The organism is Synechococcus sp. 'PEA 65AY6A-5F PE A', assembly GCF_047462575.1.
GTDB lineage: Bacteria > Cyanobacteriota > Cyanobacteriia > Thermostichales > Thermostichaceae > Thermostichus.
Genome location: NZ_JAOALE010000025.1, coordinates 15,124 through 36,220 on the forward strand (window position 1 = coordinate 15,124; position 21,097 = coordinate 36,220).

General features: G+C 61.2%; 22 protein-coding genes. 10 read left to right on the top strand and 12 right to left on the bottom strand.

What is annotated here, in order from left to right; genetic code table 11:
• Positions 1 to 100: 100 nt before the first annotated feature.
• From GG26_RS09335 to GG26_RS09355, 5 genes are all read right to left on the bottom strand, one after another.
• On the bottom strand, positions 101 to 1,291 hold the full coding sequence (locus tag GG26_RS09335) for a glycosyltransferase family 4 protein (RefSeq protein WP_011429021.1): 1,191 nt from the start codon (positions 1,289 to 1,291) through the stop codon (positions 101 to 103).
• A gap of 182 nt (positions 1,292 to 1,473) precedes the next feature.
• Positions 1,474 to 3,030, bottom strand: a complete 1,557-nt coding sequence (locus tag GG26_RS09340; RefSeq protein WP_099812612.1) for an MFS transporter — start codon at positions 3,028 to 3,030, stop codon at positions 1,474 to 1,476.
• Between the two features lie 193 nt (positions 3,031 to 3,223).
• Positions 3,224 to 3,568 (bottom strand): MgPME-cyclase complex family protein, encoded by a 345-nt coding sequence (locus GG26_RS09345; RefSeq protein ID WP_011429018.1) that lies wholly within the window; start codon positions 3,566 to 3,568, stop codon positions 3,224 to 3,226.
• A 113-nt stretch (positions 3,569 to 3,681) separates the two neighbouring features.
• Positions 3,682 to 4,140 (bottom strand): hypothetical protein, encoded by a 459-nt coding sequence (locus GG26_RS09350; protein ID WP_049749696.1) that lies wholly within the window; start codon positions 4,138 to 4,140, stop codon positions 3,682 to 3,684.
• 152 nt (positions 4,141 to 4,292) lie between these two features.
• Positions 4,293 to 5,411, bottom strand: a complete 1,119-nt coding sequence (locus tag GG26_RS09355) for a class I SAM-dependent methyltransferase (protein WP_011429016.1) — start codon at positions 5,409 to 5,411, stop codon at positions 4,293 to 4,295.
• A gap of 238 nt (positions 5,412 to 5,649) precedes the next feature.
• On the opposite strand from GG26_RS09355, the gene GG26_RS09360 reads away from it, so the two are divergent.
• The 6 genes from GG26_RS09360 (at position 5,650) to GG26_RS09385 (ending at position 10,580) form a co-directional block, all read left to right on the top strand.
• Positions 5,650 to 6,306 carry a response regulator gene (locus GG26_RS09360; RefSeq protein WP_011429015.1) on the top strand — a complete coding sequence of 219 codons (657 nt, stop codon included), beginning with the start codon at positions 5,650 to 5,652 and terminating at the stop codon, positions 6,304 to 6,306.
• Positions 6,306 to 6,998 carry a queuosine precursor transporter gene (locus GG26_RS09365; protein WP_011429014.1) on the top strand — a complete coding sequence of 231 codons (693 nt, stop codon included), beginning with the start codon at positions 6,306 to 6,308 and terminating at the stop codon, positions 6,996 to 6,998. The genes GG26_RS09360 and GG26_RS09365 overlap by 1 nt, the downstream gene beginning before the upstream one ends.
• 187 nt (positions 6,999 to 7,185) lie before the next feature.
• The gene (locus tag GG26_RS09370; RefSeq protein ID WP_414390182.1) at positions 7,186 to 8,571 is read left to right on the top strand and encodes an RNA-guided endonuclease InsQ/TnpB family protein; all 1,386 of its coding nucleotides are present in this window, start codon (positions 7,186 to 7,188) and stop codon (positions 8,569 to 8,571) included.
• Positions 8,568 to 8,753 (top strand): photosystem II reaction center protein PsbZ, encoded by a 186-nt coding sequence (gene psbZ / locus GG26_RS09375; protein ID WP_011429012.1) that lies wholly within the window; start codon positions 8,568 to 8,570, stop codon positions 8,751 to 8,753. The genes GG26_RS09370 and psbZ overlap by 4 nt, the downstream gene beginning before the upstream one ends.
• A 250-nt stretch (positions 8,754 to 9,003) precedes the next feature.
• On the top strand, positions 9,004 to 9,546 hold the full coding sequence (locus GG26_RS09380) for a DUF2808 domain-containing protein (protein WP_414390185.1): 543 nt from the start codon (positions 9,004 to 9,006) through the stop codon (positions 9,544 to 9,546).
• Positions 9,547 to 9,749: 203 nt separating this feature from the next.
• Positions 9,750 to 10,580 carry an undecaprenyl-diphosphate phosphatase gene (locus tag GG26_RS09385; protein ID WP_011429010.1) on the top strand — a complete coding sequence of 277 codons (831 nt, stop codon included), beginning with the start codon at positions 9,750 to 9,752 and terminating at the stop codon, positions 10,578 to 10,580.
• Here GG26_RS09385 and GG26_RS09390 read toward each other — a convergent pair.
• Both GG26_RS09390 and GG26_RS09395 read right to left on the bottom strand, forming a co-directional pair.
• A complete protein-coding gene (locus GG26_RS09390) occupies positions 10,577 to 12,163 on the bottom strand; it encodes an NAD(P)H-hydrate dehydratase (RefSeq protein ID WP_414390188.1) in 1,587 nt (528 codons plus the stop codon). The two genes, GG26_RS09385 and GG26_RS09390, sit on opposite strands and share 4 nt — an antisense overlap.
• Positions 12,160 to 12,570: a VOC family protein gene (locus tag GG26_RS09395; RefSeq protein ID WP_011429008.1), complete on the bottom strand. Its 411-nt coding sequence runs from the start codon at positions 12,568 to 12,570 to the stop codon at positions 12,160 to 12,162. Before GG26_RS09395 ends, GG26_RS09390 begins: the two co-directional genes overlap by 4 nt.
• Before the next feature lie 147 nt (positions 12,571 to 12,717).
• Here GG26_RS09395 and GG26_RS09400 point away from each other — a divergent pair, with 147 nt between their 5' ends.
• Together GG26_RS09400 and rpe are read left to right on the top strand one after the other, a co-directional pair.
• The gene (locus tag GG26_RS09400) at positions 12,718 to 12,903 is read left to right on the top strand and encodes a hypothetical protein (RefSeq protein WP_011429007.1); all 186 of its coding nucleotides are present in this window, start codon (positions 12,718 to 12,720) and stop codon (positions 12,901 to 12,903) included.
• 159 nt (positions 12,904 to 13,062) lie between these two features.
• On the top strand, positions 13,063 to 13,773 hold the full coding sequence (gene rpe, locus GG26_RS09405; protein ID WP_011429006.1) for a ribulose-phosphate 3-epimerase: 711 nt from the start codon (positions 13,063 to 13,065) through the stop codon (positions 13,771 to 13,773).
• Positions 13,774 to 13,930: 157 nt separating this feature from the next.
• Here rpe and GG26_RS09410 read toward each other — a convergent pair whose 3' ends face one another.
• Entirely contained in the window at positions 13,931 to 14,623 is a 693-nt protein-coding gene (locus GG26_RS09410) for a hypothetical protein (protein ID WP_240530352.1), read from the bottom strand.
• A gap of 280 nt (positions 14,624 to 14,903) precedes the next feature.
• On the opposite strand from GG26_RS09410, the gene miaA reads away from it, so the two are divergent.
• Positions 14,904 to 15,926 carry a tRNA (adenosine(37)-N6)-dimethylallyltransferase MiaA gene (miaA, locus tag GG26_RS09415; protein ID WP_414390193.1) on the top strand — a complete coding sequence of 341 codons (1,023 nt, stop codon included), beginning with the start codon at positions 14,904 to 14,906 and terminating at the stop codon, positions 15,924 to 15,926.
• Here the strand turns inward: miaA and menD are convergent.
• Complete coding sequence (gene menD, locus GG26_RS09420) at positions 15,850 to 17,643, bottom strand: 2-succinyl-5-enolpyruvyl-6-hydroxy-3-cyclohexene-1-carboxylic-acid synthase (RefSeq protein ID WP_414390196.1); 1,794 nt, start codon at positions 17,641 to 17,643, stop codon at positions 15,850 to 15,852. The genes miaA and menD overlap by 77 nt on opposite strands.
• Before the next feature lie 312 nt (positions 17,644 to 17,955).
• Here menD and GG26_RS09425 point away from each other — a divergent pair, with 312 nt between their 5' ends.
• Positions 17,956 to 18,198, top strand: coding sequence for a hypothetical protein (locus tag GG26_RS09425; RefSeq protein ID WP_041438020.1), 243 nt, complete (start codon positions 17,956 to 17,958; stop codon positions 18,196 to 18,198).
• 107 nt (positions 18,199 to 18,305) lie between these two features.
• Here GG26_RS09425 and GG26_RS09430 read toward each other — a convergent pair whose 3' ends face one another.
• From GG26_RS09430 to GG26_RS09440, 3 genes are all read right to left on the bottom strand, one after another.
• Positions 18,306 to 18,842 carry a fasciclin domain-containing protein gene (locus tag GG26_RS09430; protein ID WP_011429001.1) on the bottom strand — a complete coding sequence of 179 codons (537 nt, stop codon included), beginning with the start codon at positions 18,840 to 18,842 and terminating at the stop codon, positions 18,306 to 18,308.
• 353 nt (positions 18,843 to 19,195) lie between these two features.
• Positions 19,196 to 19,417 carry a DUF3134 family protein gene (locus tag GG26_RS09435; RefSeq protein WP_011429000.1) on the bottom strand — a complete coding sequence of 74 codons (222 nt, stop codon included), beginning with the start codon at positions 19,415 to 19,417 and terminating at the stop codon, positions 19,196 to 19,198.
• A 97-nt stretch (positions 19,418 to 19,514) separates the two neighbouring features.
• A complete protein-coding gene (locus tag GG26_RS09440; RefSeq protein WP_011428999.1) occupies positions 19,515 to 20,852 on the bottom strand; it encodes a UDP-N-acetylmuramoyl-tripeptide--D-alanyl-D-alanine ligase in 1,338 nt (445 codons plus the stop codon).
• Positions 20,853 to 21,097: the final 245 nt, after the last annotated feature.

A 21,097-nucleotide genomic window follows, 5' to 3' on the forward strand; every position in this document is an offset into this window, starting at 1 on the left:
GGGAACTTAGAGGCAATCCCTTGGAAACATAACGATGCAGTTTAGCAAAAATATCAAAAGCTTTGTCGCAAAAGTTTCAGCCCAATCCCAATAGTCTTCCTTACGCGCGGCGGCGCTGACGGGATCCCCGGCACAGCTCCTGGTAGAGCTGCTCCAACCGGCTGAGGTTGTGGCTGAGGGTGTAGCGCTCCAGCACCCGCTGGCGGGCTTTCATCCCCAGCAGTTGCGTAAATTCCCGTTGATCCCGCAGCAGGGGCAGCAGCGTTTGCAGCTCCACCGTCACCCGAGCCGGATCCAACAGGATCCCGGCTCCATCGGCCAAAACCTCGCCGTCGGCCCCGACGTCGGTGGCCACCGCCGCCACCCCACAGGCCATCGCCTCCAGCAACGACAAAGAGAGCCCCTCGATTAAAGAGGGCAGGATAAACACGTCGGATCCGCGCAGGATCTCGATGCGCTGCTGCTCGTCGGCAACGTAGCCCAGCCAGTGGATCCCGTGCTGGCGGGTGTAGAAGGGCTTGAGGGTATTGAGCAGCGGCCCATCCCCCACAATGAGCAGGCCGCACTTCTCGCCCATTTGAGCTTGCTTCCAGGCTTTGAGCAAGGCCTCCACATTTTTTTCCGGCGAGATCCGCCCTTGGTAAACGAAGATCCGCTCCAGCCCCAACCGTTGCTTAAGGGTGGAGGGCCCCGGCGAATACTTATCCACGTCGACGCCGTTGGGAATGACCACCACCTGCTCGCGGCTCACCCCTAGCCTGACCAAGATCTGCCGCTGTGTTTCCGAGAAGACGATGGTGCGGTCGTAGTGGGCCAAACAAGGAGCATAGAGCTGGTAGGCCAGGTATTGGGTGCGGGAGGCAATGTTGCGCCGCCGCCGGTCGAAGGCCGGGTGGAAGGTGGCCACCAGCGGCTGGTTGAGCTCCGCACAGATCTCCGGCAAGACAAAGTCGATGGGAGAAATCGTCAGCGAGGCATGCACCAGATCCGGCTGCAACTCCCGCAGCGCCTGGGTGAGCAGCCGCCTGGCGTTGGGAGCTGGGATCGTATAAATCTGCGACTTGTACAGACAGGGCAGGGAGACATCCCGCCCCGCCAGCTCAGCACGCCAACGGCTCCCCGGACGGGATCCCTCTACAGCAGGCGCCTCCAGGCTGGGGGAGGGGCTTTCGTTGGTGAAATGGAAAAAGCTCACCTGATGTCCCCGCTCCAAGAGGCCGTTGGTCACCTCACGGCCATAGGTGACGTTGCCACAGAAAGGTGCCTTCTTGCCTATCCAGGCGATGTGCATGGGCGGATCCCTACGGCGCCAGAACGCTGATCTACAAGGGGATGTGCGATTCCAAAGCCTCTATAAGGGTAGCAGACTCGCATCCCACCTCGGCCCGCTCCTCCCCTCTCAGGGGAGAAACCCAGACCGACAAGGCATTGACAGATACCCAGCCCTACGTCGCAGCTATCCAGCAGAAAAACTTATCTGTGCCCCTCTCTGCCCAGCAGACCCCAGAGGTACAGCCCCGCCGACCCGGTCAGGGCCGCCAGGCCGAGAAACGTCCAGGCAAGGCCGAAATAGGTTTCCGCCACCCCCGCCAAAACCAGCGGCAAACTGAGAGCAATGTTGACCGCATTGTTCTGCAGTCCAAAAACCTTGCCGCGCAGATGTTCGGGGGTCTCCTCCTGGAGCAGGGTTTGCATGGGCACCGCCACCAACGCCCCTCCACAGCCCAGCAGGGCAATCCAAGCCAAGCTGGGAAACAGCTTCCCCTCCGTCCAGGACAAGGCCGCCAAGGACAGACACAGCAACAGGGATCCCAGCCCACTCCAGGCGCGACGGCTCACCTGCCGGCCCGTATGCCCCACCCAAAAGGCCCCAATGGCCATGCCCAGGCCGGCAGCCGCCAGCAACACCCCAAACTGATCTGCCTCCAGCTCCGCCGTCACCTCGGCCATGCGCACCGCCAAGACCGCCAGCGCCGCAAACAGCGAGTAGAGCACCACCATTTGCAGCAGGGCCGCGCGGATCAAGGGCATTTGCCCGATGTATTCCAGGCCCAGCTTGAGATCTTCCCAGAGATGGGGAGCCTCCCAAGGTCTGGGCTCCAGCTTCTCGTGGGGTTGCAACAGCAGCAGCAGGGCTCCCGCCGACAGGTAGGCTCCCCCCACCAACAGCTCTGGCCCCACCTCCCAGCCGGGCAACCACGCACGCCCCCAACGATCCGCCAGCGTTAGCAGCGGCTCGCCGATGGCAAAGCCGGCGATCAGCGAAGCCATCATCGTCGTGGTGTAGAGGGAGTTGGCCGCTAACAGCTCCCGCCTGGGCAGGATCAGGGGCAGAGTGGCCTGTTCGGCAGGGGCAAAAAACTGGGTCAAAACAGACACGGCAAAGCTAATCAACAGCAGCCCGCCAAAGCCCAAAGGGATCCCTGGCCAAAGGTTGCGCCCCGCCGTCAGCCAGAGCAGCGGCGGCAACAGCAGCACCAGGATCCCGCGCACCACGTTGGAGAGCACCAGCACCCCCTTCTTGGGCCAGCGATCCACAAATACCCCCGCCAGGCTGCCCAACAACACCGCCGGCAGCGTAAAAGCCAGCATGATCGCCGCCACCCAGCCGCTGATGGAGGCCCCTTCCGGCTGAAACTGCCTCGAGATCAACCCAATCAGCAGCACCAACAACACCTTGTCGGCCAACTGGGAAAACACCTGCCCTATCCACAGCAGCAGGAAATTGCGTCGGCGCAGCACGGCCAGGAAATTTCTCAGGCCTGGCCCGGCCAGAGCAGCATCCTCCTGCTTCAGCTTCTCGGTTGGGCCGTCGTCTTTGGGATCCTCAGGGAGCGGCTCCGGCAAGGGATTCCCGGACGAACACGCCAGCGAGCCGGAGGGAGGACTTGCCGGCGGCTCAAGTGGGGGGGCCTCCGACTTTAGCACCTCAGTTGAAGGAAATGTGGGAGGAAGATCCCGAAGATGAGGAGTCCGCTGGCAGACCTCCGCCTCCCCTTCCGGCCAGTCCCCTCGTCGCTCCAAAGTCATAGTGCCCCGTGTAACCTTTCTCCCTCCCCCGCCTTGGCCCTGACAGGTGCTTTTCATGCCGGCTCGTGCCGCCACTGCTGCTGGACGGAGAGAGGTGCCCTGATCTTAATCTTGGCCCATCCCGCAATCAAACTTGCGCGCCCGTCTCGAGGAGGGGGCGACACCTCCCATCGGTCGCGCCGGCAGGATCTCATCAACCCTCTGCCAAGGACAGGGAGCGCAAGGGATCCGGGATCGACTCGCTGGGGGCCACGAAGCTGCCCTTTTCCACAAAAGTGAGGCGCACCGCCAGCCAACGGATGAAATCCTCATTGGTCGAGACCACTGCCCCCAGCGGCTCCTTTAACTTGTGGCGCAGGGGACGCAGCTCTGGAGCTTCCATGAAAGCCGGCTGGGGCACCCAAAAGAAATCGATGGAGCGATGGTGCTCCTCGTAGTGTCGGCGACGCTCCTCCAGCACTTCCTCCAGAGGTTCAGAGCGCAAAAAAGACAGACTGGCAACAATAAAGTGGTAGGTGGTGGGCTCAGCAGCAGGCATACTCTACGATTAACATGTGAGACTCGAACACCTAGAGGCGCGCTCCTGGCGAAAACACAACTTCTCCTGTCGGCTCTTCACCCAGAGTTGCCAACTTCAGCCTACTGGCAGGATTAGTTGGCAGACTTGAGTAAATGCGGGGCGGGATCGCGGGAGCTACACAGGGTCTGACAGTCTTCCAACTGCCGGGGGACGGGCAGCCGCGCCATCACCTCCTCAGGCGGCATAGACTGCTCTGAAGCCTGCCTGAGGGTGGGCAGAGCTTGAGCTGCCCATTCCTGCGCCCAGAGGGGTGTTGTTGAGGAGGGTTCCCCCTGCTCCAAAAGCTCCTGACAGAGCGCGGTCGAGCGCTCCAAGTCGCCGCTGCCCTGATAGGCCATGACCAGGGCTACCCGCGCCAAAGCGCATTCCTCAGGGTTTATCCTGGAACCGTTGCGCTCCTTCTGGCGGGGCGAGCTCTCGTGAATCGAGCAGCAGTAGCAGAAAGACTCAAGGAGGTTGATCGCCTCTAAGTAGCGCTCCTGCTTGAGAGCAGTGATGCCGGCACGAAGGGATCCATACGGAGGGGACATGAGCCTAAGTATAGAAAAGATTCTGACGCCTTGCACTTAAGGGCGTTGATGACCTAGCTTTTTATCCGAGGTTTCGTGTCTGATACTACTATACAGCCTTTGGCCAGGCGACCGCGAATCTCCTTACCCTCTTAAGCTTTTGGCAAGGGCGCTCAACTCTTACGGGCCAAGATATAAGTGCTGACGTAGTGGGTTTCTCGGCGCAACACCTCACAGCCTGCCTGCTGCAGGCGCACCCCCAGGTCGTCGCGGATGTAGTCCCGGTAGTAGGGTTCGTGGAAGGTTTGCACAAAAGCTTCCATCGTCTCCTCCAGCTCGGGCGAGTCCAGCAGTTGCACCGAGTCGCAGATGACAATGGCGCCCCCCGGCTTCACCACCCGGCTCATCTCGTTGATGACATTTTGGCGGGCCGGGCCGGGCAGCTCGTGGAAGAGAAACACGCTGACAACCGCATCAAAGGTGGCGTCGGCGTAGGGCATGGCCTCGGCATTGGCGCGGATGAGCTGGGGCAGCTCCCCGGGCAACTCCTGCAACAGCCGGTTGGCCTTGCGCAGATAGGCAGGGGAAAGATCCAGGCCGTACAACGCCGCTTTGGGCAGGGATCCCCGCAGCAGGCGCAGCGTGCGCCCGGTGCCACAAGCTACGTCGAGGATGTGGGGGTCGGATAGAGCAGGATCGAGACCATCCTTGAGCAGGCGGATCACCCGTCGCCGCATCGCATCTGCCGCGCCACCAAACAGCAGTTCCACCTGCAGGTCGTAGAGCTCAGCCGAGCTGTCGCTCAGGTAACCGTTGGTTTGGTAATGAAAATTTTGCAGGTAGTATTTTGGATAGCCCTCGGTGGAGATGTCTGGAGAAAACTCTTGGTAGCGCCGGCTGTGTACCCGCTGAGTGATCTGCGGCAGATCCAGCCATACCTGCGGGTAGTAGCGGGCAAAGTCCAGCCAGGGGTTATCGAAAAGAAGGGCGTGAGGGTAGTAACCTGCCTCGGCGTCTTGCCAATCGACCTGTAGCAGCCGTTCGTAACGAGCCCGCAACTCTTGCAAAGTAGCTGGGCTGACCTTCACCCGCTCCCGCGGCGGTAGGGGCTTCCCAGAGGAAAAACTTTGCAGCTCCCTGAGCACAGAGAGCATCAGCTCCAAAGCCTGGGTGGAGAGAGCCTTGTGGGCAAAGCCAAAGAGATTTTTGCCCCACTGAAAAGCGCGGTAAGCAGCTTCTCCGACTGGAGATGGGATCGGCAGCGACAGCTCGGAGCTCAACTGTAAGCTCATAACCCTGCAAGGTGCGAATGCTTAATGTTTGTTTACGTTAGATTATAGCAAGGCAGCGATGCGAAACCGGCAAGTTCTGGGCCTTGGGAGAGTCGGCGAAATTGGAGCTGTAAACACTCCACTTCCCTGAGAGGGAGAGTACTCTATTGGTGTCCCAGGAAGGACGCCTCTGATGCTTCATGCGCTGGAGGAAGAGGCTGAGCAGGTCGAGTAGATTGGGAAAAGGGGGCGCCCGAGCATGACAGCCAAGACGGTGTTGGTCATTGACGATAGCATCATGATCCGCAAGATGGTGGCCAGCATCTTGGCTGACCAGTTTCAGGTGCTGGAGGCCAAAGACGGCCTAGCGGGCCTGGAGGCTGCCAAAAAACATCACCCCGACCTGATCTTGCTGGATTTTGTCATGCCCAAGATGGACGGCTATGACACATTGCAGGCCATCCGGCAGGAAGAGAGCCTGAAGAATACCCCTGTCATCATCATGTCGGGGATGAAAGAGCAGGTAACAGCCCGCGTCCCTGAGCCTTTTGTCGATTTCGATTTTATTGAAAAGCCGTTTGAGGCGGAGGCTCTTCTGGCTCGCATTCAAAAGGCCCTGCAAGTAGCCCCTGCGGCGGCAGCAGAGCCGGGATCGGAAACCAACACCCAGTTGCTCTTGAACAAGCTCACCGCCATCGAGACGCTGCTCATCCAAGGCACGGAAAACCTTATCCAGCGGGAAGTGGTGACGCGGCTTTCTGATCTCAACCAGCGCCTGGAGCGTCAGGAATCCCACAGCGCTAACCTGGAAGAGCAGATCCGTAAGCTCACCAGCGAGGTGGAACGGCACAGCCAGGGCTTGGCCTTGATCGTCAAGGAGCTAAAGCACATCCGCAAGCTGTTGGGGGGATCCTGATGTCTGAGAGGGTTTTTGAGCGCGCCTATCGGCACCTGGATGCGGTGACGGCCCTGTTTGTAGCTGTGCTGCTGATCTCCAACATCGCCTCCACCAAGATCGTGCTCTTGGGGCCGTTTACGTTCGATGGCGGCACCGTCCTTTTTCCCCTCAGCTACATTTTCGGCGATATCCTCACGGAGGTCTACGGCTATGCCCGCTCGCGGCGGGTGATCTGGCTGGGATTTATCTCGGCGGCCCTGATGTCGGCGACCTTGATGATCGTGGGATCCCTGCCGGCAGCCCCCGACTGGCCCTACCAGGAAGCCTACAAACAGATTCTCGGCCTTACCCCGCGCATTGTACTGGCCAGCCTAATTGCCTACTGGAGCGGCAGCTTTGCCAATGCCTATGTGCTGGCCCGCCTGAAGGTGTGGACGCGGGGACGCTGGCTGTGGACACGCACCATCAGCTCCACCCTGGTGGGCCAGGCGGTGGATACGGGCCTGTTTATTCTCATCGCCTTCTGGGGGGTGTTTCCCGGTCTGATGAGCCTCATTGTCTCCAACTACGTGTTCAAGTGTGCCGTTGAGGCGGTCTGTACGCCCCTGACCTATGTCATCACCGGCTGGCTGAAGCAGCAAGAACAGGAAGACTACTTTGACGTGGCAACCGACTTCAACCCTTTCCGAATGCAGTCCGTATCTGGGTAGTTCATTCGTCCATGGCTGCCCCGACGGATATGGCCAAAAGAGGGATCCCAGTTTTGGTATAGTCAGCTAGAAACCGCAGGAGCCCCGCCCTGTACCCCCCTATATCCCCCCGTATACGGGGGGACTGGGGGGCCGGGGGCCGTGCCGGTCAGGGTCGGGAGGAATGCGGACGACGTATAATCGTGACATGGCCCAAGTCCTGACTATCTCCTGCAAACTCAAGGTGTCTGTGTCGCAAGCCGCCAAGCTAGATGCGACCCTGGATGCCTTCGCAAAGGCACTGAACTGCGTGAATGAGAACACACCAGAGAAGATAGTCAACGCCGTCAAGCTCCAATCTCTCTGCTACCGCGAGATTCGTACCCGCTTCGGACTATCCAGCAACCTGGCACAACAGGTGTGCAGAAGGTTAGCCGGTGCCCGCAAGGTTGCCCAGCAGAAAAACCGTCCAGTCAAGGCGTTCAAGTCTGGCTTTGTTACCTACGATGCCCGCATCTTCTCGTTCCGTGAGAAGGACTGGACGGTGTCGCTGACCACCGTTGAGGGACGGGAACGCTTTGAACTGGATATAGGTCACTACCAGCGCGGCCTGCTAGCGGGTTCAAATCCCAAAGCAGCCACGTTGGTCAAGCGCCAAGGCGGCTCCTACTCCATCCAGATTGGCGTGGAGTCTGAGGTGCCGGAGCCGGAGCACGCCGTCAAGGCCATTGGTGTGGACTTGGGTAGGAGAGATATTGCCCACACCTCTGAGGGAGATAACTGGAATGGACAGCAGTTGAACCAGGTCAGAGACCACTACTCCCGTTTGAGAGGGGTTCTCCAACGCAAGGCCAGCAAGGGCACACGCAGTACACGACGTCGGTGTCAGCAACTGCTGCAACGGCTGTCTGGTCGGGAGAGACGCTTTCAAACTTGGGTGAACCACTGCATCTCCAAGTCGATTGTTGCTAGGGCACTGGCCACTCACCGTTTTATTGCCTTGGAAGACCTGACCGGGATCCGGGAGCGGGTCAACCGGCAGCCGCGCAGCAAGACGGAGCGGCGGCGGGCAAACAGTTGGGCGTTCTACCAGTTGCGGCAGTTTGTGCACTACAAGGCGATGCGGGCAGGGGTGAAGGTTGTGGTGGTTTCGCCGGCCTACAGCTCGCAGACCTGCCACCAGTGCCTGTGGATTGGGCAACGGGAAGGGAAGCATTTTCGCTGTGTGAACCCGGCTTGTGGTTGGGAAGGGGATGCAGATTTGAACGGTGCCAACGTGATTGCACTTTTGGGGGTCGCTGTAAACCAGCCCCCCTACATCCCCCCGCATGCGGGGGGACAAGAGGGGGGTTCGTGGTTGGCTTGCCAGCTGCAGGGCTACCAAAAGCCCGCTCCGTACCCCCCTCAATCCCCCCGCCCCCCGTATACGGGGGGTTGGGGGGCTGGAAGGGGGGGCGGTCGGAGCCGGGTAGTTTACAGCGTTATCCTATCTACCCTGCCGCCGGTGCGCAGCGAGCCGGATCAGGTTGGGCAGCCCGGTGTTGTCGGGAGCTTTTATCCAAGACAAGACTTTTGTGAGGGATCCAGACCATGATGCTCATTTTCCAAATTGCTTTGTTGGTGTTGGTGCTTTACAGCTTGCTGTTGGTGGTGGCGGTGCCGGTGCTCTTCAGCTCGGCCAGCGACTGGAGCCGGGCCAAGAATGTGATTTTGGTGGGATCCCTGCTCTGGGTGCTGATGGTGATCGGGGTGGGGGTACTTAGTTTCTTTAAGTGATATCCTTCGACGCCCATCCCCCAGGCTCCTGGACGTTGCAGAGCATCAGGGTTGCGACTGCAAGGTTCTGGGGGCGGGGAAAACTGCGCATCTCCGCACCCGCGTGGGCCTTGAGCGCTCTCGGTAGAAGGGATCCCACCCCTTACAATGGATAGCAATTTAATTTAATCTCATGGCCTTGCTGCTCCCTAGGTCAGCGGCAAGTTGTGCCTACACTGATGTCTTTTGGGAGGTTTGGGTGTTGAGAGCAGTGAAGCGTTCGTGGAGCCTCCGCTTGGCCCGGCTGGGGACGAGGCTGATTTTGGCAGGCTTGTTGGTAGGGGTGCTGTCCCCTTCGGCAGCGGCGCAGTCGGGCCTGGTGATCACCGGCAGCGAAGGGGTACCTGTCCTCAGCTACCGGCTGGATTTTCGCGGCATTCGCGGTCGGTTGGATCGCTATCGCCTGACGATCCCGCCTCAGAACGTGGCGGTGGCAGAGGTGCAGATCAACGGGGATAGAAATTTCGATGCCGTCATCGACCCGGAGAACGTGCGCCTAGAGGTGGAGGGCAAGCCGGTGGAGCTGGCGGAAGTGTACTGGAACGAGGAGTTTCGCTCTTTGGAGGTGGTGGCCCGTCAGCCCATTGCCGCCGGCCAGGAGATCCGCTTGGTGCTCTCCAATGTGCGCAATCCTTCCGCTGCCGGCATCTACCGGGTAGAGGCGCGGGTACGGGGGACAGAGCCCAACCCCCTCTTCCGCAATGTGGGCAACTGGCTCATCACCATCGACGATCCGGAGCGGCTCACTTTCTAAGGGCAGCTCCCTTCGAGCGGGGGAGAGTTTTGAGAGTGGATCCCTGAACAGGGGGTTTCGGGCGTAGCCCTTTTCAGAGACAGGGCAAGGCTGGTGAGGTACTGCGGCATCTCTATCTCCCCTCTCCCTAAGGGAGAGGGGTTGGGGGTGAGGGAAACTCCCCTCCAGACAGTAGCCTGGCGTACTGGGAGAGGCTTTCTTTGGTGCTGGCCGATATCTGGTATCCCAACTGGTGGCAGGCCCTGGTCTTGGGCATGGTGCAAGGGATCACGGAATTTCTGCCCATCAGCAGCACGGCGCACCTGCGGGTGTTTCCAGCTTTGCTGGGCTGGCCGGATGCGGGGGCTTCCTTTGCGGCGGTGATCCAATTGGGCAGCCTGGGAGCGGTGTTGATCTACTTTGCTTCTGACCTGCGCCAGTTGCTCCTCGGCTCCTGGAAGGCTTGGCAGAAGCGAGATTTCCAGGAGGAGTCTTGGCGGCTGCTCATGGGGATCCTGGTGGGAACGCTGCCGATTGTCATAGCGGGCTGGGCCGTCAAGGCCATCTGGGGATCCCCGCCCCGGCAGTTGTGGGTGGTTGCCGCCGCCGCCATCGGCTTGGCCCTGGCTTTGGGCTGGGCAGAACGGGTGGGGAAGCGCCGGCGCGATCTGCACAGCCTGGGCATTGGGGATGGGCTCTGGGTGGGGCTGGCCCAGGCTTTGGCCCTGATCCCAGGGGTATCCCGCTCTGGTGTGACGCTGACGGCGGCTCTGTTGCTGGATTTGCAGCGCTCGGCTGCCGCCCGCTACTCCTTTTTGCTGGGGATCCCGGCCCTCTTTTTGGCCGGGGTGGCGGAGTTTATCGCCGAGTTCAGGGCAGAGGCGCTGCTGTCGCAAGGGCTGGGGACGCTCTCGGCCTTTGTCTTCTCCTACGGGTCCATCGACTGGCTCATTCGATTTTTGCAGCGCAGCAGCACCTGGGTGTTCATTGTCTATCGGATTGGTTTTGGCCTGTTCATTTTCCTGGGGCTGGCCCTGGGGTTTTTGCAACCTTAAGTGGGCTTTTGTTGCCGCAGAATCCGCAGCGCTTTCGGCAGGTGCTCCGCCAGGTGGGCCGGATCCACGCCCGTTAGACCCCGTTCCCCCGCCAAATGGATGGCTGCTTGAGCATGCCACCACACCCCCGCACAGGCGCAACTGAGCAGCTCCGCGATCCCCATCGACTGACCCAGTTGAGCCCTTCTGCGCGCCACCAGGCCGCCGATCAGGCCGGTCAGAACATCGCCGCTGCCGCCGCGGGCCAAAGCCGGTGTGCTTTCCGGGTTGACCCAGCATTCCCCCGTAGGAGAGGCGATGACCGTCCGCGCCCCCTTCAAGACCACTACTGCCCCGCTCTGGGCTGCTGCTCTCTGGGCTGCCTCCATGCGATCTGAAAGCGGGAGGTGCGGAAAAAGCCGGCGAAACTCCCCCAGGTGCGGGGTGAGGATGGCTTGGATCCTGTGTTCTGGCAAGCGCTCCACCCCTATTTCCGCCAAGGCGTTGAGGCCATCGGCGTCGATCACCCAAGGGATCCCGGCCCAATCCTGCAGCAGGATCTCCAGCAGTAGACGGCGGGTTTCTCCCACGCCCGGCCCCACCGCCACCGCCTGAAAGGGTTTCTCGGCCAGCAGGGAGGGGATCCCTTCCCAGGCGTGAACCAAGATTTCCGGCAAAGCGCTGTGGACGAGCCCTTTCAATTCTGCCGGCACCGCCAGGGTTACCATGCCCACGCCGCTGGCGCGGGATCCCAGCCCGGCCAACACCGCCGCCCCGGCATAGGTTGTCGATCCCGCCACCAGCAACAGGGATCCCTGGCGGTATTTGTGGGTATCCAAAGGCGGATCGGGGGGGAAATGGGGCCAGGGGTGCAGCAACACCTGGGGAACTTCCACCTCCGGCCAGGCCCAAGGGGGAATGCCGAAATCGAGGCGGCGCAGACGTCCCACCCAAGGCAGAGCCGCCTCCTGCCACAGGCCCCGCTTCCAGAGGCCCAGGGCATAGGTGTAGCTGGCGCGGATGCAGCAGCCCCAGATCTCGCCTGTCTGGTCGTTGAGGCCGGAGGGCAGGTCCAGGCTGAGGATGGGAATGCCGCTGCCGTTGGCCCACTCCACCGCCTCCGCCCAGGGATCCCCCAGGGGCCGGTTTAGGCCAATGCCAAAGAGGGCGTCGATGAGCAGGTCGCAGTCGGCCAACGCCTCCACCCGCTCCACAAACTCCGCCCCCAGGGCCCTGAGGTAGCGGGCGTGCTCGGCGGTCAGGGGTTTGAGATCTGGCTTGCCCAGCCACACCTTCACCGACCTTTGGGCCAGCCGCAGCTCTCGTCCGACCACCAAGCCGTCGCCGCCATTGTGCCCTGTCCCGCAGAGGATGCCGATGCGCTGGGCCTGGGGAAAATCCTGTTGCAACTGGGCAAAAGCAGCCAGCCCTACCTTTTCCATCAGGGCGGCCACGGGCATGCCGGCAGCGAAGATCTCCTCCTCAAGGCGCTGCATCTGCGCCGCGCTGACCAGGGCGGTGGCCGGGTCGAACTGGCAGCGGGGATCCCTATCGCCACGCCGCGCTGGTGTTACAGGCGGTATCGCTGGGGGGAGAGGGTTCATGGCTCAGTTGCGCCAATCGCGCTTAGCTCGATTACATTCCCATCCGGATCGCGGACAAACACAGCCGCCCGCCCGGAAGCGCTGGGCTGCACCTCATAGCCTGCCTGCAGCAGGCGGGCTTTCACCGCCTCCAGATCTTCCACTCCCAGCGCCACGTGGGGAAGGCGCCCCCACTTCGCCCTGCTGCCACGACTGGCTTGCTGCCCCTGGTCAAGCGGCTCCTCAGTGACGATCAAGTGAATCTGCGAAGACCCCACCTGGTACCAGGCGCCGGGAAAGTCAAAGGGAAACCGTTCTGCCTTGGGGATCCCGAGCACCGTGCCGTAGAAATGCTCGGCCCTGGCCAGATCGCTGACCCAAAGGGCGGTGTGCAGGTGCTGGTAGGCGGGCTTTGGGGAGGCGGTCATGACATTGCTCCGGGAAAGTGCTTGCATCTGTCGAGGGAAACCATATTTTCTCCAAGAGCCTGCTCCGCCTGTGCGCTAAGTTGGAGCTAGGGCAGCGGCGAGGAACGTACCTTTGTCCTATCTTGGTTCTTACCCAGGAGTTGGTCTATGGGATCCCGCACCAAGTTTTTCGGCACCGTCTTGGCCATGCTGGCTGTCAACAGCATCTATATGCAGTTGCAGCAGCTGGCCCTGCGGCTGGAAGAAGAGGTGAACCCGGCTCCCTCAGAGCAGGCTGCTCCAGAGCCTCAGAGCAACGCGCAGCCACCGGATCTCTGGGGACATCTGGCCTAAGTTTTCCGGGGATGGCGGTGGGTCGAGGCCAGTGCTGGCTCCACCTCTCCCCTGCAACCCTAGGCTCCGAGCCAAGAGGCAGTTTGCAAAGGGGATCAAACTCCGTACCATAGAGGAGCGAGCTCCCCTATTTTGCGGTTTACAACTTGGATACTCACCATGACTCAGCCGTCAGCAGCTTCTGGGCAAAAGCCGATCGTCGTCGCCCCCTCCATCCTTTCAGCCGATTTTAGCCGCTTGGGGGAAGAAGTGCGGGCGGTGGACGAGGCAGGGGCCGACTGGATCCACGTAGATGTGATGGATGGCCGCTTTGTGCCCAACATCACCATCGGCCCGCTGGTGGTAGAAGCCCTGCGCCCGGTTACGGCCAAGCCCCTGGACGTGCACCTGATGATCGTGGAGCCGGAGAAGTATGTGGCCGACTTTGCCAAGGCGGGGGCCGATATCATCTCCGTTCACGCCGAGTCCAGCTCCACCATTCACCTGCACCGCACCCTCGGCCAAATCAAGGATCTGGGCAAGCAAGCAGGCGTGGTGCTCAACCCCGCCAGCCCCCTGGAGCTGATCCAGTACGTGCTGGATCTGGTGGATCTGGTGTTGATCATGAGTGTCAACCCTGGCTTTGGCGGGCAGAGCTTCATCCCGGCGGTGGTGCCCAAGATTCGCCAGTTGCGAGCCCTGTGCGACGAGCGCGGCTTGGATCCCTGGATTGAAGTAGATGGCGGCATCAAGGCCAGCAACGCCTGGCAGGTGATCGAGGCGGGGGCCAACGCCATCGTGGCTGGCTCAGCCGTGTTCAAGGCCAAGGACTACGGGGAAGCCATTCGTGCCATTCGCCACAGCCGCCGCCCCGAGCTGGTAACGGTTTGATTTGAGCTGATCTGGGAAAACCCTGCCCTTGGACTCCTCTCAGGCCAAGGCGCAAAAGAGAGGGGAGAAGGCCTGGCGCTCCTCACCCTCAGCCCATTGGGAAGGGCCACGGCTCAGCGGCAGGGATCCCTTCTGGTGGGAGGATGGGCTCGAAATTCTAGCGCAGAGCGTTGGTCTTCTTCTGGGCAGCCAAAGGCACGGTACCGTCCTCACCGGCGGCCTGGACTAGGCAATGGGGAGGTGTGGAAGGAGGCGTGATGGGCTGGGGCGAAGTGGGGCTGAAAAAGGTCTGGCAGAAGGGCAGGCGGCTGTTGCGCTGAATGGTGGCAAGGTAAGGGGGAGGGACAGTGCCCCAGTAGGCGCCCAGCACCTGCTGGTCCGGATCCTCCGGCAGCACCTGGTAGTACACCATCAGGCGATTATCGGGGAACCAGGCGCGAACAAGCCTTTGCAGTTGCCTTAAATTGAAGCCCGGCTCTTCTGGATTGTCAATTAGGTGCATCCCCGCCAGCCGCCCGCCCATGAAGTAGGCCTCCACATAAAACCCACGGGCATAGAGGGGGGGCTCTAAGGGATCCCGCGACGAAGGGGCATCCGGCAGGTAAAGGGCCTCACCGCCCGGGCGCAGTTGCCAGCGGCTCCAGCGGGGATCCTCCCGGTCGCTGGAAATAGTCTCCCAATTGTTGGCGCGGGCGTAGCTCAAGAAGCGCTCCTCCACCATGCCCAAATAGAGCATTTCCATCTGCAGGGGCAGCCGGGCACTTGTTTGCAATAGGGGCAAAGTTCGCACTTCTCCCTGCTTGAGCACCAAAACCTCTGCCAAGGCAGGGCGCGGTTCCCACGCCAGCAACGCCGCCAGGATTCCTGCTCCGAGGGCTCTGCCAAGGCCGGCCAGACCTAGCCGTGCCGAGGCCCGCAGCAACAGGAAAAGCAGTTTGACAAGGGGCAGTTTAAACCGAGGCCGTGCCCCGCCCCACATGGCAACGGAAGCAGGGACATAAGATGAGATCACGGGGAAATTCGAAGAGCTGGGAAGACGATAGAGACTATGGATGTTCTATTCTAGCCACAGCGCTAAGGTTCTTTGAAAATTTTAATCTGCTGCCCTGGGTGAACTTTCTTGCCGGCGGATGGATCAAAACCGGTCTCCAAATGGGCGCGACTGTCGAGAACCTCCCTCCCCCTCCTCGACTGCAAGGCCGGGGCTTGTCGTCATCGCTGGCCCCACGGCCACCGGCAAGTCGCGCCAGGCGCTGCTGTTGGCCCAGCGGCTGGGATCCCCTCTGCTGAATGCCGACTCTCGCCAGGTCTACCGGGAGTTCGACATCGGCACTGCCAAGCCTACCCCCGCTGAGCGGGCCCTCTGGCCGCACGAGTTGATGGACTTTGTGGATCCCCGCCACACCTACACCGTGGCCGAGTTTCAGCAGGCGGCCCAGGCGCGCATTGCCGAGGCCCATCGGCAGGGACAGACTCCCATTCTGGTGGGGGGGACGGGGCTCTACATCCAATCCATTACCGCAGGGCTGGGGATCCCGGCAGTTCCCCCCCAGCCTCAGTTGCGCGCTCAACTGGAGACGTGGCCGCCCGAGATCTGCTACGCCTGGCTGCAGCAGTTGGATCCTGTGGCAGCGGGGCAGATTCACCCTCATGATGAAGTGCGCACCCTGCGGGCTTTGGAGATCATCTACACCACTGGGAAGCCGGCTTCCTACCTGCGGCAGGCCCATCCTCCTGACTACCCCATTTTGCTCTTGGGGTTGCACTGCCCAATGCCCCGTCTGGAACAACGCATTGCCCGGCGCACAGCAGAAATGCTGGCGGCAGGCTGGATTGAGGAGGTAAAAACGCTGCGGCAGCGCTACGGCCCAGACCTGCCCCTCTTGCAGACCTTGGGCTATGCGGAGATCGGCGCTTACCTGGAAGGGCGGATCCCGGCAGCCGAGCTGCAGCCTCTGATTGTGCGGCGCACCCGCCAGTTTGCCAAGCGGCAGATGACCTGGTTTCGGGCCATGCCAGGGATCCAGTGGCTGGACTGCGAGGCCGAGGATCTGCCCGAACAGATCTGGAAGCGGGTTACGGCGTGGATGGCAGCTCAGACCAGCGCCGGAACCACTCCTGCCGTCGCCGCGCGTCCGCCCGCCGATCCGTAAGGATCTCCAACACCCGCACCCCTTGGGCGGGCAAGGGATCCAAAGCCTGGGCCAGCTCTTCCCAGGTCTCTATCCGCTGCTGGGGGATGCCATGGGCCTGGCAGAGGAGGGCAAAATCCACCGCCTGGGGAGTCGCAAAGTAGGGCTCAAAGGGTGGGCCCGCCTCGGCAATGGGCAGCAGCTCGAAGATGCCGCCCCCCTGGTTGTTGATGAGAAGAATCGTCAGGGATCCCTGAAGGCATTGGGCAAGACGCAGGCCACCGCAGTCGTGCAAAAAGGCCAGATCCCCGGTCAGCACCACCGTCGGGCGCTGGCGATGGGCCACCCCAAAGGCGGTCGAGAGGATGCCGTCGATGCCGTTGGTGCCGCGGTTAAAGTAAGGCCGGATATGGCGGTCGTTGGGTGGCCAAAACCACTCCACATCCCGCACCGGTGTGCTGTTGGCAATAAATAGCGGCGTCTCCGGCGGCAGGTGGTGGGCCAGCCACCAGGCAAGCTTGCCCTCAAACCACTCCGGCAGGTCAGCCAGCAGCCGATCCAGCTCAGCCCGAGCTTTGGCTTCCGCCCGCAGCCAGGTTTGTAGAAAAGCGGTTGCTTTGGCCTTGCCTGCCGGGATCCCTGCCGCCACCTCCTCCACGACAAAGGGCAAGTGGGTGGTGGGGTTGTGGAGGGGATCGGCGTTCTGGGCCCGGGGATCGAGCAGCCAGGTGCGGGGTCGGGCTTGGGCTAGGGTTTGCCGCAGCGCCTTGCTGGTGGGCAAGGATCCCAGTTGGATCACTTGCTCTGGCCAAAGAGGAGGTTGCTCTCCCTGGAGGAGAAAATCGTAGGTGGTGATGAGGTAGGGGTTGAGGGAAGCGTAGTTGCGCAAAGGGGAGAGTCCCTCCGCCAACACCGGCCAGCCCAGGGCCAGCGCCAAGCGGGCCACCGCCTCTGCATAACGCTGGGGGTCTGCCGGTTGGGCCGGCCCTGCCAAGATCGCTCCCCGCTCACAGCTGCACCACTCCTGCCAAAAGGAAGCCCTCTCCACCTGAAGAGTGCCCCGCAGCGCCTGGCAGGCAGATCCGGCCGGAGCAACCCCCCGAAAAAAGCTCTTCTCAAACTCCGGATTTTTCTGCCAACGGGCCAGGGGCGCGGTGCTGCTGTCAGCAATGGGAGCCAAGGGCTCCCGCAAAGGCACGTTGAGATGCACTGGACCCGGGAAAGGGTAGAGGGCACGCTCCCAGGCGTGAATGACGGTCTGGCGCAGGTAGGCCAGAGCTTCCAGGTCGGCGCTGGGCAGGGCCAGCTCCGCCTGCCAGTTGGGGTAGTGGCCGTAGAGCTTCACCTGGTCAATGGTCTGCCCGGCGCGGCAGTGGCGCAGCTCCGGCGGCCGATCCGCCGTCAACACCAAAAGGGGCCAACCACTTTCTGCCGCCTCGATGAGAGCAGGGAAAAAATGGGCGCCGGCGCTGCCGGAAGTACACACCAGAGGGATGGGCTGCCGAGTTTGCTGGGCCAAGCCGAGGGCAAAAAAGGCCGCCGACCGCTCGTCCACCGCTGGAATGGCCTCGATCTCAGGGTGCTGGGCTAGGGCATAGGTGAGGGGGGCAGAACGGGATCCTGGACAGACCACGGCCACCCGACAACCCAGCCGGCTCAAGGTCTCGGCCAAAATGGATCCCCAGAGGGTGTTGAGGTTGCGCCAGTCCAGCCGTTGAAGGGAGTTTGCGCCAGTCACTCCAGCTATCCCAGCCAGCGGGGAGATCGAGCAAGTTGGGTAGGAAGCCCAAAATAGGCACATCCTAGTAATCTATAGCCATCCCCAATCGCAGGGGAACCACTTGCTTTGGCCTTCCTTCGCCTTTCCTCTCTTTTTGGGAGGGGAGCTGTGGGCCGGGGAGGCGCCCGGGAAACTGCCTCAAGTCGGTTGGTCGCGCCGCAACTCCAGATTTCCTGGCGGGGGCAAGGGTTGGCCAGGCCTCTCCGATGGGGGAATAATGTTCATGAGAACGCCCCTTATCGACCTTCGCTGCACCCAATAGGAGCACCCATGGCCAGAAAACCCGATGGATACCTTGTCCACATCATGCTCGAAGGTGGACAAACCATGCAGGTACGGGTCAAGGAAGCTAGAGAATACACAGAGCTGATCAACCAACTGATGGTGGGTGGGGACGAGTTCATCACATTGCCCAAGCAAATGGACAACGAGTACATGATCGTGCGTCCGCAGCGGGTGTCCGGCGTGTCGGTGGAGGCGATCTACACTTCCAGCGTCGGCATCGACCTGTAGAGCTCAAGGCCAGGGTCGCCGGGCTGGGTTGCAACGCAAAGCCCCCACCCCTGAGGGCAGGGGCCGGACTAGACCCCCCTGGGATCTAGAGCCTTAGCACCGACAAGTTAGCTTTGCGGGGGCAGGATCACCTTGTCGATGACGTGGATGACGCCGTTAGAGGCCTCAATGTCTGCTTGCGTCACTTTGGCATCGTTGACCTTGACTCCGTCGCTCAAGGAGATCTTCACAGAAGATCCTTCGACCGTCGTCACTTCACCTTCCTTTAGATCGCTGGAGAGGACTTTGCCGGGCACCACATGGTAGGTGAGAATCCGGGTCAATTTCTCGCGGTTTTCCGGCTGCAGCAGCTCCTCTAGAGTGCCTTGCGGCAGCGCCGCAAAAGCTTCATCGGTGGGAGCGAAAACGGTGAAGGGGCCTTCCCCGGAGAGCACCTTCACCAAGTCGGCAGCTTCCAAGGCTTGGATCAAGGTGGTGAAAGAGCCGGCCTCGGCAGCAACATCTACTATGGTTTTGCTGGCAGGGGCAGCGGTTTTCACGCTTTCAGAAGTCGCGCCGTGGCTGCCGGCAATGACCGCAGGGGCTGCAACCAACGTGGTGGCCGAGGCAACAGCCAAGGAGAGAGCGAAGAGATTGCGAATCATGCAATGTAACCCTCCGTGAAGAGTAGGTTCACATTTCTATGTGACGGACGGGATAGAGCTCGGGTTCCTCAAAATCGCAAAAAGTCCCCGAAAAAGATATTTCTACTACCCCAAAATACCTTTTTGACAAGGCTTACAAGGCTACTCTCCGCTGAGGTTAGATTTGCAACAATCATCGCGGGATGGCGGTGAACCATCCAAAACACGCCCGATGAGGATCCCTTGAGGCTGAGGGATCGTTACGTTTGTTTACATTGTTTGTTCAAGTTAGCGTTCCATTGGCATCGCCAAAGTGGGCACCTCTGCGGTGCTGGGCAGAGGGGTAAACGAGTTGGCGATCTCAGCAGGCATGCCTACTCTTCTTCCGCCTCGAAGTCTTCGTCGTAGTCGTCCCCGATCAAATCGTCGATGTCGTCGATGTCTTCTTCCAAAACAGCTTCAGGGACTTCAAGAGGCTGCTCGATCAGCCGGCCTTCCTGGCGCAACCAGTCGAGGATAGAAATGCTACCGGGCAGGGGCAGCACTACTGGAGGCTGATCGCGAGGTTCTTCCCGCAGAGAAGGGTTGTGGTACATGCTGTCCAGAAGAAGTGCAGCTGTGAAGAAGGTGTGGGCAAGCTTCGGGTCGATGGCCTCGATAGGGCGCCACTTATCGACTGTCCTTTAGCTTAGCTTATCCCTGCCAAGCCTGCAAAAAGCGGTGCAGCACCCGCTCCAGCTCGACGGCTCGCGCCGCCTTAAACAGCAGTCGATCCCCTGCCCGCACCTGCTGCTGCAAACCCTCCACTAAGGCAGAAGCTTCCTCAAAGCGTTCAACCTCGGCGGCTGGCTTTTCGTCAACCAGTGGCTGCATCTCCCCGTCGGGATCCAAAAGCCAGACCCGCTCCAGTCTCAAGGAGGCAGCCGCCCGACCCACCTCTGCGTAGAGCTGTGGGGCATGCTCTCCCAGTTCCCGCATTGGGCCGAGGATGGCCCAGCGCCGTTTTCCCGCAGTCTGAGCCAGCAGGTGCAAAGCCGCGATCATCGCTTCCGGCGAGGCGTTGTAGGTCTCATCCCAAATCTCCACGTCCCCAGCCAGCTTGAGATGGCGATTGCGCCCCTCCAGAGGCAGCGGTAGGTCAAGGGGCTCTTGCAGGCGCTCCCAATTCAGACCCAAGCTGCGCACAGCCGCCAGCACCCCCATCCAGTTAAGGGCGTGATGCCTTCCTGGCAGGGGCACCGGCAAGGTCAAGCCCTCCACGGTTACGGTTTGGGCTTGGGGATCCCATTCTCCTCGCAAGTCCCCTTGGGCGAGGCCATAGGTGAGGGTTTTTCCCGACCACAGGCTGGCGGCAGTGGCCAACAGCAAGGGATCCTCACCATTGAGCACAGCTATCCCCTGCCCCAACTCCTGCAGCAGCTCACACTTGGCAGCAGCAATGGCCTCGCGGGATCCCAGCCTGCCGATGTGGGCGGTGCCGATGTGGGTAATCAAGGCATGGGTGGGGCGAGCCATCTGTGCAAGGCGGCGAATCTCACCAGGGCCGCGCATGGCCATCTCCAGAACGGCAAACTGGTGTTCTGGTTGTAGCCGCAGCAGCGTTTGCGCCACCCCAATGTCGTTGTTGTGGTTGGCCTCGCTTTTGAGAACGCTGCCGTAGCGCGAAAGAGCAGCCGCCAGCATTTCCTTGGTGGTGGTTTTGCCTGCTGAGCCGGTGATGGCCACTACCGGGATGGAAAATTGCTCCCGCCAGGCTCTGGCAATGCGCTGATAGGCAGTCAAGGTATCGGGAACCTGGAAGTGGGGACCCTCCACCGGCCGCTGGCTGATGACAGCAACGGCCCCCTTGCTCAGGGCTTGCGGAATAAAATCGTGCCCGTCGAAGCGTTCTCCCCGCAGCGCCACAAAAACGGATCCTGGCTGCAACCGGCGGCTGTCGGTGCAGAGGGCCTGAACCGGCAACCCCAAGAGGTGGGGATCTCCCTGCAAAGGGGCTTGCAGCAGGTCGGCCACAGTTTGCAAGGTCAGCATGGAGCAGCAGTCGGAGACCGGCTATCGCGTAGGATACCAACAAAAGCCCAATCCAACGCCAGGCAACGACCCAGCCCTTGCCATCCAGGGCTCAACGGTTGCCTATGCCCGATTTCACCTGCTTGGATCCCCTTGTCCGGCACTTCCATCTGGGGGATCCGGAGCCACCCGCAGCCATTCAAGGGGGCCTTATTCATCAGCTATTCTCAAGAGGGGTTCTCCCGCTAGCATTGCGGAAGAAAGCT

Bases quoted from the DNA above. Each gene is read 5' to 3' on its own strand.
- GG26_RS09430 (WP_011429001.1), bottom strand. From the start codon at position 18,842: ATGATTCGCAATCTCTTCGCTCTCTCCTTGGCTGTTGCCTCGGCCACC.
- psbZ (WP_011429012.1), top strand. From the start codon at position 8,568: ATGATGCTCATTTTCCAAATTGCTTTGTTGGTGTTGGTGCTTTACAGC.
- GG26_RS09360 (WP_011429015.1), top strand. From the start codon at position 5,650: ATGACAGCCAAGACGGTGTTGGTCATTGACGATAGCATCATGATCCGC.
- GG26_RS09390 (WP_414390188.1), bottom strand. From the start codon at position 12,163: ATGAACCCTCTCCCCCCAGCGATACCGCCTGTAACACCAGCGCGGCGT.
- GG26_RS09365 (WP_011429014.1), top strand. From the start codon at position 6,306: ATGTCTGAGAGGGTTTTTGAGCGCGCCTATCGGCACCTGGATGCGGTG.
- GG26_RS09335 (WP_011429021.1), bottom strand. From the start codon at position 1,291: ATGCACATCGCCTGGATAGGCAAGAAGGCACCTTTCTGTGGCAACGTC.
- GG26_RS09340 (WP_099812612.1), bottom strand. From the start codon at position 3,030: ATGACTTTGGAGCGACGAGGGGACTGGCCGGAAGGGGAGGCGGAGGTC.
- GG26_RS09425 (WP_041438020.1), top strand. From the start codon at position 17,956: ATGGCCAGAAAACCCGATGGATACCTTGTCCACATCATGCTCGAAGGT.
- GG26_RS09440 (WP_011428999.1), bottom strand. From the start codon at position 20,852: ATGCTGACCTTGCAAACTGTGGCCGACCTGCTGCAAGCCCCTTTGCAG.
- miaA (WP_414390193.1), top strand. From the start codon at position 14,904: ATGGATCAAAACCGGTCTCCAAATGGGCGCGACTGTCGAGAACCTCCC.
- GG26_RS09355 (WP_011429016.1), bottom strand. From the start codon at position 5,411: ATGAGCTTACAGTTGAGCTCCGAGCTGTCGCTGCCGATCCCATCTCCA.
- GG26_RS09345 (WP_011429018.1), bottom strand. From the start codon at position 3,568: ATGCCTGCTGCTGAGCCCACCACCTACCACTTTATTGTTGCCAGTCTG.
- GG26_RS09400 (WP_011429007.1), top strand. From the start codon at position 12,718: ATGGGATCCCGCACCAAGTTTTTCGGCACCGTCTTGGCCATGCTGGCT.
- GG26_RS09435 (WP_011429000.1), bottom strand. From the start codon at position 19,417: ATGTACCACAACCCTTCTCTGCGGGAAGAACCTCGCGATCAGCCTCCA.
- GG26_RS09370 (WP_414390182.1), top strand. From the start codon at position 7,186: ATGGCCCAAGTCCTGACTATCTCCTGCAAACTCAAGGTGTCTGTGTCG.
- GG26_RS09395 (WP_011429008.1), bottom strand. From the start codon at position 12,570: ATGACCGCCTCCCCAAAGCCCGCCTACCAGCACCTGCACACCGCCCTT.
- rpe (WP_011429006.1), top strand. From the start codon at position 13,063: ATGACTCAGCCGTCAGCAGCTTCTGGGCAAAAGCCGATCGTCGTCGCC.
- GG26_RS09350 (WP_049749696.1), bottom strand. From the start codon at position 4,140: ATGTCCCCTCCGTATGGATCCCTTCGTGCCGGCATCACTGCTCTCAAG.